We start from the raw sequence: 16,312 nt of genomic DNA, 5'->3' as shown, positions 1-16,312 counted from the left end.
CAGGCAATGCCCTGCGTGGGGATGGGATGGACCACCAGAGCCGAACGGACCCGTGCAGGGGGCGTCGGCCGCATTCGAGGATGAGCGCATGGCAGCAACGGGCACGCACCGCAGGGCAGGCATGGCGTCGGCCAGCATCGCGTATGCGGTGAGCCTGCTGTCCCTGCTGCTGTCGCCGCCGCTGCTGGCGCAGAGCTACCCCAATCCACTCAACAACACCGCCACGGTGACCGCACCAACCGACGTGGCCGATCCCACGCCGGGCAACAACAGCGCCACCGACACCAATGCCCTGGCATTGCAGGCGCAGTTGAGCGTGACCAAGAGCCTGCTCAGTGCCACGCCGGTGGCCGCCGGCGGCGCGGTGCAGTACCGCATCCAGGTCAGCAACGCGGGGCCGTCGGTGGCCTCGGCGGTCGCGGTGGTCGACAGCGTGTCGCCGCTGCTTGCCAACGTGAGCTGGACCTGCCAGCCCGGCACGGGCGCATCCGCGTGCGCGCAGGCCAGCGGCACCGGCAATGCGATCAACGTGCAGGTCAATGTCGCCGTCGGCGACAGCGTGGTGCTGCTGGTCAATGGCACCGCGCCCACCAGCACCCCGGCCACGGTGCCGGCCAACAGCGTGTCGCTGGTGCTGCCCACCGGCACCACCGACCCGACCCCGGGCGACAACAGCGCCACCACGCCGGCGGTACCGGTGCAGGCCAATGCACTGATCGCCAACAACGATACCTTCGCCACCGCGATCTCCTCGGCCACCGGCGGCAGCACGCCCACGGTGCTGGCCAATGACACCCTCAACGGTGCGCCGGTGAACGGCGCCACCCTGATCATCGCGCTGCAGAACGCGCCGGCCGGGTTCACCATCAACAGCGCCGGCGTGATCACGGTGCCTGCCGGTGCCACCGCCGGCGCCACCACGCTGACCTACCAGATCTGCGAAAACGCCTCGCCGACCAACTGCGCCACGGCCACGGCCAGCCTCATCATCGGCCCGACGGCGGTGAACGACAGCTTCAACGCCACCGGTGGCGCGCCATCGTTCAGCGGCACCGTGGCCAGCAACGACAACGCCCCGGCCGCTGCCGTGTTCAGCGCCATCGGCACGCCGCCGGCCGGCCTTACCGTGAGCAGCAACGGTAGCTTCGTCTATGCGCCGGCCGGTGGCATCGTCAGCGCCAGCGCGTTCCAGTACCAGGTGTGCCTGCCGGCACCGGATGGCAGCGTGTGCGCCACCGCGACCGCCTCGATCGTGGTCAATGCCAACGCCCTGGTGGCCGCCGACGACACCTTCACCACGCCCTTGCCCGCCGGTGCGGGCGGGCTCACCCCGAGCGTGCTGGCCAATGACACCTTCAACGGTGGCGCGGTGCCGCAGGCACAGGTGACGATGAGCCTGGTGGGTGCGCCGACCGGGTTTGCCATCACCGGCAACGGCGCCATCCAGGTGCCGGCCACCGCGGCCGCCGGCCCGCTGGCGCTGACCTACCGCTTCTGCGAAAACGCGCTGCCGGCCAACTGTGCAACGGCCACCGCGAACCTGGTGGTGAGTCCCGACGCGGTCAACGACACGGTGACCACGCCCGGTGGCGGCCAACCGGCCACCGGCAGCCTGGCCGGCAACGACAACATCGCCAGCGGATCGGCCTACACGCTGGGCACCGCGCCCACCCGTGGCACCGCGGTGGTCAATCCCGATGGCACCTTCACCTACACGCCGACCAACGCCAACACCGGGCCGGATTCCTTCACCTACCAGGTGTGCCTGCCCGCGCCGAACGAGACCGTCTGCGATACCGCCACGGTCAGCGTGAACGTGCAGGCCAACCAGATCGCCGCGGTCAACGACGTGTTCGCCACGCCGCTGCAGCCAGGCACCACCACCACGATCAGCCTGCTCGGCAACGATACGCTCAACGGCGCGGCGGTCCTGCCCGCCGCGGTCACCGTGGCCCTTACCGGTGCCCCGGCCAACTACACCGTCAACGCGGCCGGGCAGATCTCGGTGCCGGCGGGTGCGGCGGCCGGCGCGATGAGCTTCGGTTATCAGATCTGTGAACTGGCCGCGTCGAGCAACTGCGCCACCGCCAACGTGCAACTGGTGGTCGCGCCCGATGCGGTCGACGACACCTTTGCCGCCACGGCCGGCATCGCCCTGGCGGGCAGTGTCGCCGGCAACGACAACGTGCCGGTGGGCGCACAGTTCAGCCTGCTGGCGGTGGCCGCGCACGGCACGGTGGCGTTCAATGCCGATGGCAGCTTCAGCTACACCGCGCAGTCTGCCTATACCGGGCCGGACACCTTCCGCTACCAGGTGTGCCTGCCCGCACCGAATGCCGGTGTCTGCGATGCGGCCACTGCCACGATCAACGTCAGCCCGGGTGCGATCGTCGCGGGGAATGATGATTTCAGTGGCACGCCGTTGACCGGCGCGGGCGGCCTGACCGCCAGCGTGCTCGGCAACGACACCCTCAATGGCGTCGCGATCCAGCCGGCGCAGGCCACGCTGTCGCTGATCAACGCGCCGCCGGCCGGCTACACGCTCGAGCCGAACGGCCAGCTGCAGGTGCCTGCCGGCGCCCCGGCCGGCCCCATCAGCCTGACCTACCAGCTGTGCCAGGCCGGGACCAGCAACTGCGCCACGGCCAGCATCGCCGTGGTGATCGCCCCGGATGCAGTGGCCGATGCCTACGCCACGCAGGTGGCCACGCCGGTCAGCGGCAACGTGGCAGTGAACGACAACGTCGCCGTCGGCACCACGTATGCGGTGTCCGGCGCCACGCCTGCCGGGCTGCTGTTCAACGCCGATGGCAGCTTCACCTACACCCCGCCGGCGCAGTACACCGGCACCACCACGTTCACCTACCAGGCCTGCCTGGCCGCGCCGTTGGCCATCGTGTGCGATGCCGCCACGGTCACGCTCAACGTCAATGCAGGCACCCTGGTCGCCAACGACGATGATTTCCGCAGCGCGATCCTCAATCCCGCCACGGGCGGCACCACCAACAGCGTGCTCGGCAACGACACCATCAATGGCGCGATCCCGCCGGCGCCGGCCCAGGTGATCCTGAGCCTGATCGGTGCGCCGGCCGGCTACGTGATCAACGGCAACGGCACGCTGTCGATCCCCGGTGGTGCAGCGGCGGGCGCGGTGGGCTTCACCTACCAGCTGTGCGAAGCGGCATTGCCCGGCAACTGCGATACCGCAGCGGTGCAGCTGCTGCTGGCGCCGGTGGCGGTCAATGACACGGTCAGCACGGCCGTTGGCGTGGCCGTGAGCGGTAGCGTGGCCGCCAACGACAACGTGCCGGCCAATGCGGGCTTCAGCCTGAGTGGCGCCGCCCCGGCCGGGCTGGTGTTCACTCCGGATGGCAGCTTCACCTACACGCCGCCGGCAGGTTCGCAGGGGCCGGTGACGTTCGCGTACCAGGCGTGCCTGCCGGCACCGGACACCGCCGTCTGCGCGGGTGCCACGGTCACCGTCAACGTCAACGCCGGCACGCTGGTCGGCAACGATGACGACTTCCGCGGCACCCCGATCAATCCCGCCACCGGCGGCAGCACCGCGTCGGTGCTGGGCAACGACAGCCTCAACGGCACGGTGCCGCCGGCCTCGGCCGATGTGCTGCTGAGCCTGGTCGGTGCACCGGCGGGCTACACCCTGCTTGCCGATGGCACCCTGACCATCGGCAGTGGCGTGCCGGCCGGTGCGGTGACGCTCACCTACCAGTTGTGCGAAGCGGCGCTGCCCGGCAACTGCGATTCGGCCCAGGTCCAACTGCTGGTCGCTCCGCTGGCGACCGCCGATGTGTTCTCCACGCCGGCCGGGCAGTTGCTGGCCGGCAATGTCGGCAGCAACGACAACGCGCCGGCCGGCGCGGTGTTCACGCTGACCGCAGCGGCGCCGACCGGTCTGCAGTTCGGGCCCGATGGCAGCTTCCTCTACACCCCGCCGGTCGGGTTCACCGGCCCGGTCGCCTTCACCTACCAGGTCTGCCTGCCCGCACCGGACGGCGCCCAATGCAGCACCGCCACCGCCACCCTCAACGTCAACGCCGGCACCCTGGTGGCGCTGGACGACGACTTCAGTGCCACGCCGCTTGCGCCCGGCGGCGGCAGTGCCACCAGCGTGCTGCTCAACGACAGTCTCAACGGCAGCACGCCGCCGGCCGCCGGCAGCGTGCTGCTCAGCCTGGTCGGTGCGCCGGCCGGCTACACGCTCGATGCCAACGGCCTGCTGCAGGTGCCTGCCGGTGCCGCCGGCGGCGCGACGGTGCTCACCTACCAGATCTGCGAAGCGGTGCTGCCCAGCAACTGCGCCAGCGCGACCATCCGCCTGGTGGTGACTCCCTCGGCCAGCAATGACGCCTATTCAACGGCGGCAGGGCAGGCGCTCAACGGCAACGTGGGCGACAACGACAACGTGCCGGCGGGCGCGGTGTTCAGCGTCACCGGCAGCGTGCCGGCCGGGCTGTCGTTCACCCCGTCGGGCAGCTTCAGCTACGTGCCGCCGGTCGGCGTCGCCACGCCGGTGGCCTTCACCTACCAGGTGTGCCTGCCCGCGCCGAACGCGGCCCTGTGTGCCACCGCCAGCGCCAGCATCACCATCAGTGTGGGCACGCTGGCCGCCAACAACGATGATTTCAGCACGACCCCGATCAACCCGGTCACCGGCGGCAGCACCACATCGGTGCTGGCCAACGATGCGCTCAACGCGGCGACGCCGCCGGCCGTGGCCGATGTGCAGTTGACGCTGGTAGGGGCGCCGGCCGGGCTGGCGATCACCGACGAAGGCGCGGTGACGGTTGCGCCGGGCACCCCTGCGGGGGTGAAGAACCTGACCTACCAGCTGTGTGAAGCGGCGGCGCCGGGCAACTGCGCCATCGCCACGGTCCGCCTGGTGGTCGCGCCGTCCGCGCTGGACGATGCGCTGTCCACGCCGGCCGGGCAGGCACTGAGCGGCTCGGTGGCCAGCAACGACAACGCGCCGGCGGGGGCACAGTTCACGGTGCTCAATCTCCCGCCGGCCAACCTCGCGCTGGCGGCCGACGGTACCTTCAGCTACACGCCACCGGCCGGCTTCACCGGGGCCATCACCTTCGATTATCGGGTCTGCCTGCCCGCCCCGGATGCGGCGGCATGCGCCACCGCGACCGCGACGATCAACGTCAACAGCGGCACCCTGGTCGCGGTCGACGACAGCTTCGCCACGCCGCTCGCGCCGGGTGCCGCGTCGCCGTCCGTGCTGGCCAACGACACCCTCAACGGCGCCACGCCACTGCCCGCCGAGGTGCAGCTGTCGCTGGTCGGCGCACCGACCGGCATCGCGATCGCCGCTGATGGCACGGTCACCGTCGCGGCTGGCACGGCGGCCGGTGCCACCACGCTCACCTACCAGATCTGCGAAGCGGCCGCGTCGACCAACTGCGCCACCGCCAGCATCGCGCTGGTGGTCGCCCCGGCGCCGGCCAACGATGCCTTCACCGTGCAGGCCGGGCAGACGCTCAGCGGCAACGTGTCCGGCAACGACAACATGCCGATCGGTGCGCTCTACACGCTGCAGGGCACGCCGCCGGCAGGCGTGACCTTCGCTGCCGACGGCAGCTTCACCTATGCGCCGCCGGCCGGCACCACCAGTCCGGCCAGCTTCGTCTACCAGGCCTGCCTGCCGGCGCCGAACAGCGCCGTGTGCGGCACCGCGACCGCGACGTTGAACATCAACAATGGCCTGCTGGTGCCCGCCGACGACAGCTTCGGTGCGATCGCACCCGGGGCCAGCACGCCCAGCGTGCTCGGCAACGACGTGCTCAACGGCGTCACCCCGCCCGCCGCCGCCAGCGTGTCGCTGTCGCTGGTCGGTGCACCGGCCGGCTTCACCCTCAATCCCAACGGCACGCTGACCGTCGCGGCCAACGCGCCGACGGGCGCCAACGCGCTGGTCTACCAGGTCTGCGAAACCGCGGCCGCCAACAACTGCGCCATCGCCAGCATCGCGCTGGTGGTGCGCCCGACGCCGGTCGACGATGCGATCACGGTCCAGTCCGGCCAGCCCAACAGCGGCAACGTATCGGGCAACGACGCCATGCCCGCCGGCTCCAGCTGGAGCGTGGCATCGCCGCCGCAGGGCCTGGTGTTCAACAGCAACGGCAGCTTCACCTACACGCCGCCGGCCGGCACCATCGGCCCGGTCACCTTCGCCTACCAGGCCTGCCTGCCGGCACCGGATGCCGCGGTGTGCGGCACGGCGACCGCGACCTTGACCATCAGCGTCAATGCGGTGGTGGCCAACGACGACACCTTCGCCGCCCCGGTCAGCGTCGGCGCGGACACGCCCAGCGTGCTGGCCAACGATTCGCTCAACGGGGTGACCCCGCCTGCGTCGGCCAGCGTGCAGTTGCTGCTGGTCGGTGCGCCGGCCGGCTACGTGATCAACAACGACGGTACCGTGCAGGTGCCGGCCGGAGTGACTGCCGGGGCCACGCTGCTGACCTACCAGGTGTGCGAGGCCGCCTCGCCGACCAACTGCGATACCGCCACGATCCGCTTCGTGGTCACGCCGATGCCGCAGAACGATGCGTTCGCGGTGCAGGCGGGCGGCACGATCGCCAGCGGCAGCGTTGCCAGCAACGACAGCATGCCGGCCGGGTCGAGCTGGGCGGTGCAGGGCACGCCGCCGAACGGGCTGGTGTTCAACACCGACGGCAGCTTCAGTTACACCCCGCCGGTGGGCACCGCCGGCGCGATCACCTTCACCTACCAGGCCTGCCTGCCCGCGCCCAATGCGGGGGTGTGCGGCCTGGCCACGGCCACCGTGAACGTCAACCTGGGCACGCTGGTCGCCGGCGATGACAGCTTCGTCGGCATCGCCCCGGGCGCAGCCACGCCCAGCGTGCTGGGCAACGATGCGCTCAACAGCGTGACCCCGCCCGCACCGGGCAGCGTGCAGTTGAGCCTGGTCGGTGCACCCACCGGTTACGGCATCGCCACCGACGGCACGATCAGCGTTCCGCTGACGGTCACCTCCGGCCCGGCCACGCTGACCTACCAGATCTGCGAAACCGCGGCGCCGTCCAACTGCGATACCGCCACGGTATCGCTGGTGATCGCGCCCGCACCGCAGGACGATGCGTATGCGGTGCAGGTCGGCGGCACCCTCAGCAACGGCACTGTCGGCGCCAACGACAGCCTGCCCGCTGGGTCCACGTGGGCGCTGCAGGGCGCCGCGCCGGCCGGCCTGGCGTTCAACGCGGACGGCACGTTCACCTATACGCCGCCGCTGGGCACCACCGGCCCGGTGACGTTCACCTACCAGGCCTGTCTGCCCGCGCCCAATGCCGCGCTGTGCAACACCGCCACGGTCACGCTCAACGTCAACACCGGTACGCTGGTGGCCGTTGACGACACCCTCAGCGGCATCGTCGCCGGCGGTACGTCCGGCACCAGCGTGCTGGCCAACGACACGCTCAACGCGGTCAGCCCGCCCGCACCGGGCGACGTGCAGCTGAGCCTGGTGGGCGCGCCGTCCGGCTTCACCATCAGCGCCGCCGGCACCATCAGCGTGGCTACCGGCGTGGTGTCGGGCAGCACCACGCTCACCTACCAGATCTGCGAGACGGCGGCGCCGAGCAACTGCGACACCGCCACCGTCACCGTGATCGTCACCCCGACGCCGCAGGACGACGCGTTCACCGTGCAGGCCGGGCAGACCCTGGCCAACAGCGTGGCCGGCAATGACAGCATGCCGGTCGGTGCGACGTTCGCCGTGCAGGGCCCGCTGCCGACCGGCCTGGTGTTCAATCCGGACGGGTCGTTCACCTATGCACCGGGCGTCGGCACGCCGAGCCCGGTCACCTTCACCTACCAGGCCTGCCTGCCGGCGCCGACGTCCCTGTGTGCCCCGGCCAACGTCACCCTCAACATCGCCAATGGCACCCTGCTTGCCGGCAACGACACCCTGAGTGGCGTGGCGCCGGGCACCACCTCGGCCGCCAGCGTGCTGGCCAACGACAGCCTCAACGGGATCTCGCCGCCGGCACCGGCCAGCGTGGTGCTCAGCCTGGTCGGCGCGCCGGCCGGGTTTGCGATCACACCCAGCGGCACCCTCAGCGTGGCCACCGGCGTCAGTGCCGGGCCCACCACGCTGACCTACCAGGTCTGCGAAGCGGCGGCGCCGGGCAACTGTGCCACCGCCAGCGTCACCGTGATCGTCAGCCCGACCCCGCAGAACGACGCGTTCTCGGTGCAGGCCGGGCAGACGCTGAGCAACAGCGTGGCCAGCAACGACAGCATGCCGGCCGGCTCGACCTGGGCGGTGCAGGGCACGCCGCCGGCGGGGCTCACGTTCGCGACCGACGGCAGCTTCACGTACACCCCGCCGGTCGGCGCGGTGTCGCCGGTGGGCTTCACCTACCAGACCTGCCTGCCCGCCCCGAACAACAGCCTGTGCGCCATCGCGACGGTCACCTTGAACGTCAACAACGGCACGTTGAGCGCCGGCGATGACAGCCTGGTCGGCGTATTGCCCGGCGCGACCACGGCCACCAGCGTGCTCGCCAACGACAGCCTCAACGGCGTGTCGCCGCCGGCCGCCGGCGATGTGATCCTGAGCCTGGTCGGCGCACCGGGTGGCTTCACCCTCAATCCCGACGGCACCGTCAGCGTCGGCAGTGGGGTGACGTCCGGCCCGACCACCGTCACCTACCAGATCTGCGAAGCGGCCGCGCCGTCCAACTGCGATACCGCCAGCGTCACCGTGGTGGTGACCCCCGCACCGCAGAACGATGCCTTTGCCGTGCAGGCCGGGCAGACCCTGGCCAACAGCGTGGCCAGCAACGACAACACCCCGCCCGGCGCGCTCTACACCCTGCAGGACACTGCGCCGAGCGGGCTGCTGTTCAACCCCGATGGCAGCTTCAGCTACACCCCCGCCATCGGCGTGATTGGTCCAGTGAGCGTGGCCTACCAGGTCTGCCTGCCGGCCCCGAACGCCAGCCTGTGCGGTCGGGCGATCATCACCATCAACATCAACAACGGCCAGCTCGTCGCGGGCGACGACACCCTCACCGGGGTCGCACCCGGCACCACGTCCGGCGCCAGCGTGCTGGCCAACGACAGCCTCAACGGGGTCTCGCCGCCGGCCGCCGGCAACGTCGTGCTGAGCCTGGTTGGCGCGCCGGCCGGCTTCAGCATTGCAACCGATGGCAGGATCAGCGTGCCCACCGGCGTCACCTCCGGTGCGACCGCCATTACCTACCAGGTCTGCGAAGCCGCCGCGCCGACCAATTGCGATACCGCCAGCGTGACCGTGGTGATCAGCCCGGCACCGCAGAACGATGCCTTCTCGGTGCAGGTGGGGCAGACCCTGAGCAACAGCGTGGCCAGCAACGACGCCATGCCGGTCGCGGCGGTCTACACCGTGCAGGGCACCGCGCCGGCCGGGCTGGCGCTGGCCAGCACCGGTGCGTTCACCTACACCCCGCCAGCGGGCACGCCCAGCCCGGTTGGCTTCACCTACCTGGCCTGCCTGCCCGCACCGTATGCGGGTACCTGCGGCACCGCCACGGTCACCATCAACATCAACACCGGCACGCTGGTGGCCGGCGACGACGTGCTGACCGATGTGCTGCCGGGCGCAGGCTCGTCCAGCAGCGTGCTGGCCAACGACCGTCTCAACGGGGTCAGCCCGCCGCCGCCCGGCGATGTGCTGCTGAGCCTGGTGGGCGCACCGGCAGGGATCACCGTCAACACCGATGGCACCATCAGCGTGGCCAGCGGCGTCGCCTCCGGCGCCACCTTGCTCACGTACCAGATCTGCGAAGCGGCCGCGTCCGCCAACTGCACCACCGCCAGCGTCACCCTGGTGATCACCCCGGCACCGCAGAACGATGCCGTCACCACGCCGGCCGGGCGCCCGACCACCGGCAACGTGTCGAGCAATGACAACGTACCGGTGGGCGCGCTGTATACGCTGACCAGCGGTGCCGTCGCCGGCCTGGTGTTCAACGCCGACGGCAGCTTCAGCTACACCCCGCCGTCGGGCACCACCGGGCCGGTCGGCTTCACCTACCAGGTGTGCCTGCCGGCGCCGTACAGCGCGCAGTGCGGCACGGCCAGCGTCACCCTCACCCTGGCCGGCTCGGCCAACGTGGTGCTGGCGGTCAACGATGACTTCACCAGCACGCCGGTGGACCCGGCCGTGGGCGACACCATCGCCCGCTCCGTGCTCGACAACGACAGCTACAACAACGTCTCCCCGCCGCCGGTGGGCAGCGTGGTCGCCAGCCTGACCGGCAGCACCCCGGGCTACACGATGAACAACCTGGGCCAGATCATGGTCGCGGCCGGGGTGCAGCCGGGCCAGGTCCAGTTGGCGTACCAGCTCTGCGAGAACGGGGTGCCGACCAACTGCACCACCGCCATCGCCACCGTGCGCGTGCAGGGCGCGGTCGGCGCGCTGCTGGCGGTGGACGACAGTGCGGGGCCGGTGGGCCCGGCCGGGCGCACGCGCCTGCTGAACGTCTTCGCCAACGATACGTTCAACACCGCACCGCTGGACCCGGCCCAGGTGAGCTTCGCCCCGGTGGCCACCAGCGCGCTGACCTTCAGTGCCGACGGCTGGGTGGACGTGGCCGCCGGTCTGGCGGCAGGCAGCTACAGCACCCCCTACACGATCTGCCTGGTCAGCCAGCCGACCGTCTGCGACACCGGCACCGTGACCGTGACCGTGATCGCCGGCGATCCCGGCGTGGATGCCACGGATGATCGCGTGGAGATCCCGCAGGACGGGGTGATCGAAATCGACGTCCTCGGCAACGACCGCGTCAACGGCACGCCGATCGATCCGGACACCGTCACCGTCACCATTACAGCGCCGCCGCCGTATGGCACCGCCACGGTGCTGCCGCGTGCGCGCATCCGTTTTGCCGCGCTGGCCAACTTCTCGGGCGAGCAGCGCTTCGACTATGAGGTCTGCGACGTCGCGGACCCGGCGATGTGCGCGGGTGCCACGGTCACGGTGATGGTCGAGCCGAACGTGCTGACCCTGTCCGACGACGCCATCACCGCCCAGACCGCCGGGCCGCAGGTGATCGACGTGCTGGCCAATGACAGCGCCCGCAGCGCGCCGCTGGATCGGGCTTCGCTGCAGGTCGCGGCGGCACCCGCGCACGGCAGCGTGCAATGCAGCAACGGCCTGTGCACCTACACGCCGGCGGCCAATTTCGCCGGCACCGACAGCTTCCGCTACCGCGTCTGCGATGTGTCCATCCCGACCCCGATGTGCGCCGAGGCCAATGTCGCGGTCACCGTGGCCGGCCAGCAGGCCGTGCTGCGCCTGACCAAGGTGGCGGCCAAGCGCAGTGCGCAGATCGGCGACCTGGTGCGTTACACCGTCACCATCGACAACGTGGGTGAGGTCGATGCCAACGGCGCCACGCTGCTGGATACGCTGCCGCCGGGCTTCACCTTCGTGCGCGGTGGCTTCGCGGTGCAGGATGCGGACAACGATGCACGCACCAGCGGCGTGCAGCCGCTGCGCATCGACGGCATCGACGTGCCGGTCGGCGAACGCGCCACGGTGGTGTACTACCTGCGCGTCGGCGCGGGCACGGGCACCGGCGTGCACACCAACCGCGTCACCGCCATCGATGGCGAGAACCGCACCATCGGCAACGTCGCCTCGGCCGAGGTGGACGTGACCACCGATCCGCTGCTCGACGAGAGCCTGATCATCGGCAGCGTGTTCGATGACCGCAACGGCAATGGCATCCAGGATGACGGCGAACGCGGCATCCCGGGCGTGCGCGTGGCCGCGGTGGAAGGCCTGCTGATGGAGACAGACGCGTTCGGCCGCTATCACCTGGTGGGCATCCCCGGCGGGCAGGCACGCGGGCGCAATTTCATCCTCAAGGTGGACCCGGCCACGCTGCCTGCCGGCACCCGCTTCACCACGCCCAACCCGCTGGTACGGCGCATCACGCCCGGGTTGCCGGCGCGCTTCGACTTCGGCGTGCGCCTGCCCGAGGGCTCACTGGGGCCCGCCGCCCCGGGCCCGGCCCTGCCCATGCGAGCGGCCCGGATCGAACTGGGCGAGGCGCTGTTCGCGCCGGGCAGCGCCCGACTGGAGGCCGATCGCGGCCCGGTCCTGGACAAGGCTGCCCAGGCGCTGGTCGCGCGCGGTGGCGGCCGCCTGCTGCTCACCGCCAGCGCCGGCCAGGAGGCACTGGCGCGGCAGCGCGCGCAGGTCCTGCAGGCCGCGCTGCGCAGCCGGGTGCCGGCGGCGGTGGCCGCTGCCAGCCGCATCGAGATCGTGGCCGCCGACGGCAGCACCTTGCACCACCTGCAACTCGACGATCCACCCGCGCCGCTGCCTGGCACGGACCGCACCGGCAGGGAGGGGCGCTGACATGATGGAGAACACCCTGAGCCCGACCCCCACCACCGCGCCCCTCGTGCGCCGCGTTGCCCGCCTCGCTGCGCTGCTGCTGCTCGCCGCGCCGGCCTTCGCGCAGCAGCCCACGCCGGCCAGCGCTGCGGCGCCGATCCGCTGCGAGGGCGACAGCTGCCGCAATGATGACGGGCTGTTGCTGCGCATCGGCGACGATGCCGACCCGGCGCCGCTGCCACTGCCGGCCCACGCCGATCCGCGCGCGGCCGGCACGGTGCCGGCAGGCCCGTCCACCACGCCGGACGTGGCCGCGCCCGGTGGCCAGTTCATGGCCGAGCTGCCCAACGGCGGCGTGGTCTGGGCGACCGAAGACCCGACCATGGTCCCGCCCAGCCTGAGCGTGCAGGCCGCGGCCACCGTGCCATTCGAGAATGGCCGGGTGATCCGCCCGCTGCGCTTCCACAGTTACAACAACTACGCCTCCTTCATCCAGAAGCTGGAGGTGACCCTGTACCGCGGCACCGACACCGACCTGGTCACCCCGCTGGCGCGCATCGACCTGCCGGTGGACTACGTGGGCGATGCCGAGTGGAATGGCGAGCTGCCGGCGCAGATCAAGCTGCGCACCGGCGACGACCTGATCTACGTGGCCCGTGCCTACGGTGCCGGTGGCGCGTTCGATGAAACCCGCCTCCAGCGCATCCAGCTGGTGACCCCGGCCGACTTCGACCGCGGCCTGCAGGTGACCCGCGAGAACGTGCAGAAGACCCTGGGCCAAGCCCTGGATGGCGACAGCGCGCAGGACCTGCAGGTCAGCAACAGCATCTACGGCCAAAGCACGCTGCGCCTGCAGAACATCCCCATCCATGGCTCGCGCGTGCGCCTGTACGGCCGCAACCTGGAGCCCAACAGCCGCGTGCGCATCAACGGCCAGGACTTCCCGGTCGACCTGGAGCAGAAGTTCGCTGCCGAGTTCCTGGAGCCGGTCGGCCAGCACCGCTACGACGTCCGCGTGGAATCGCGCGACGCCCCCGCGGCGCAACGCCAGCTGGACGTGGATGTCACCGGCCGCTATCTGTTCCTGGTGGGCATCGCCGACGTGACCCTGTCCAGGAACACGGCCAGCGGCAACGTGCAGCCGCTGGCGGCCGACGACCGCGACACCGATGGCTTCCTCAGCGAAGGGCGGTTGGCGTTCTATCTGAAGGGCAAGATGCGCGGCAAGTACCTGGTGACCGCGCAGGCCGACACCCAGGACCGCGAGCTGAAGTACCTGTTCCGCGACTTCTCCGACGCCGACGCGCAGGATGTGTTCCGCCGCCTCGACCCGGACCTGTACTACCCGGTGTACGGCGACGACTCCACCACCTATCGCGACGTGGACACGCAGGGCCGCCTCTACCTGCGCGTGGACTGGGACCAGAGCCAGGCGCTGTGGGGCAACTACGCCACCGGCATCACCGGCACCGAGTATGGCCAGTACGTGCGCTCGCTGTACGGCGGCGCGTTGAACTGGCGCTCGCTGGCTGCCACGCCGCTGGGTGATGCACGCTCGCAGTTGAAGCTGTTCGGCTCCGAGGCGCAGTCCGCGCCGGGCCACAGCGAATTCCTCGGTACCGGCGGCAGCCTCTATTACCTGCGCCACACCGACGTGCTGCCCGGCTCGGAGCAGGTGGTGCTGGAAGTGCGCGACCGCACCACCGGCCGCACCGAAACCCGCGCCACCCTGCAGGAAGGCGTGGACTACGAGATCGACAACCTGCAGGGTCGCCTGATCCTGACCCGGCCGCTGGCCCAGCTCACCCGCGAGAACGTCCGCAGCATCACGCGCGACATGCCGCTTGATGGCTACGACCAGTTGTTGCTGGTGGACTACGAGTACGTGCCGCTGGGCTTCAGCAGCGACGACGTCACCTACGGTGCGCGTGGGCGGCAGTGGATCGGCGACCACGTCGCCATCGGCGGCACCTGGATCGACGAAAATCGCAGCGGCGAGAACTACAGCCTCAAGGGCGCCGACCTCACCCTGCAGGCCGGGCGCGGTACCTACCTGAAGGTCGAGCAGACCCGTACCGACGCCACGGCTGCACCGGTGTTCTATTCGGACAACGGCGGCCTGAGCTTCATCCGCCGCAACCCGTACGAAGGCCGGCGCTCCGGCACCGCCAGCGCAGTGGAAGCGCGGGCCAACCTGCGCGAGCTGGGCTGGACCCGCCGCGACTGGAGCCTGGGTGCCTGGTGGCGCGATGTGGACGCCGGCTTCTCGGTGGCCCGCCAGGACACCGGCCAACCCATCCAGGAATACGGCGCGGAGTTCCTCGGCTACCTCACCGACGATCTCAGCCTGTATGGCCGGCACACCCGCACCGAGCAGGGCGACCTGGCGCTGGAGCAGAGCCAGCTCACCGCCGAGTGGCGGCTGGGCAACGACGGCCAGCTCACTGGCGAACTGCGTCGCGTGCGCGAAGAACAGGCACTGCAGGACGTGTCCGCGCTGCTGGCGGCGGTTGGCTATCGGCAGCGCTTCGGGTCCTCGTGGGAGTTGTACGGCACCGGCCAGGTCACGCTGGACGATGATGGCGGCGCGTACGAGAAGAACGATCTGCTCACCCTGGGCGCGCGCTATCTGTTCGGCGACCGCAGCAGCGTCGGCGCCGAGCTCAGTGGTGGCAGCCGCGGCCACGGGGCCAAGGTGGATGCCGAGTACCGCATGGCCCCGGACCACAGCCTGTACGGCAGTTACAGCTACAGCACCGACCGCACCGGCACCGATCCGCTGTTCGACACCGGCCTGCAGAGTGGCTGGACGCTGGGCCAGCGCTGGCGCCTGAGCAACCAGGTCAACGTCTACAACGAAAGCCAGTACCTCAAGGATCGCCGCCAGGACAGCGCCGGGCTGGTGCACACCTTCGGCATGGATTTCTATCCCGCACAGGGCTGGAACCTGGGCTTCACCGTCATGGACGGCGAACTGGATTCCAGCGCCGGCCGCATCGACCGCCGCGCCTACAGCGTCAGCGGCGGCCGTACCGATGCGGTGGCGCAGTGGAGCAGCAAGCTGGAGTACCGGCGCGACAGCGGGGCCGAACAGCGCGAGCAGTGGGTGACCACCAACCGGCTGCTGTACAAGCTCAACGAAGACTGGCGCTTCGCGCTGCGCGCCAACTACGCCGACACCGACGATCGCATCAATCCGCTGGCCGACGCCAAGCTGGTGGAGACCAACGTCGGCTTTGCCTGGCGACCGCACGACAGCACCGGTTGGGCGGGCTTCGGCAAGTTCACCTATCTCTACGACGTGGCCTCGCTGGGCCAGGAAGGCGGCAACCTGTACGACCAGCGCTCGCAGGTGCTGTCGCTGGAAGGCATCCGCCAGCTCGGCGCGCGCTGGGAACTGGCCGGCAAGCTGGCCTCCCGCTGGGGCGACTACCGCACCGGCCGCGGTGAAGGGGCCTGGCTGGACAGCCGCGCCGATTTCGCCGCGTTGCAGCTGCGTTATCGCCTGTTCGAGAAGTGGGAAGGGCTGGCCGAACACCGCTGGCTGAAGGTGCGCGACGGTGGCGTGCGCAAGGGCTGGCTGGTGGGGCTGGACCGGCGGGTAGGGGAGAACTTCAAGGTCGGGGTGGGGTACAACTTCACCGAGTTCAGCGATGACATGACCGAGCTGCGGTATGACCAGAAGGGGTTCTTCTTGAATATGGCGGGGTATTACTAGGCTTCGGCGGTCGGCTTCGGTGGGGGGGTGTTGGTAGAGCCGAGCCATGCTCGGCTGGGCCACCGACCAAGCTGGCGTTGTCTGGCTGGCACGCATTCGTTTTCGTCATTGACTGGCGTGCCACGCATCTATCTTCGTCATTGTCTGGCCTGCCACGCATCTATCTTCGTCATTGTCTGGCCTGCCACGCATGGCGTGGCACTACTGGAGAT

General features: G+C 70.3%; 2 protein-coding genes. Both read left to right on the top strand.

The window, feature by feature from the left end:
- The first annotated feature begins 121 nt into the window (after positions 1-121).
- Positions 122-12,403, top strand: coding sequence for an Ig-like domain-containing protein (locus AC06FD_RS13420; protein WP_478078085.1), 12,282 nt, complete (start codon positions 122-124; stop codon positions 12,401-12,403).
- Position 12,404: 1 nt separating this feature from the next.
- The gene (locus tag AC06FD_RS13415) at positions 12,405-16,100 is read left to right on the top strand and encodes a hypothetical protein (protein WP_478078084.1); all 3,696 of its coding nucleotides are present in this window, start codon (positions 12,405-12,407) and stop codon (positions 16,098-16,100) included.
- Positions 16,101-16,312 lie beyond the last annotated feature (212 nt).

It is taken from the genome of Stenotrophomonas sp. Steno-Z1, assembly GCF_056393175.1.
This window is presented reverse-complemented; position numbering and strand designations above follow the sequence as displayed.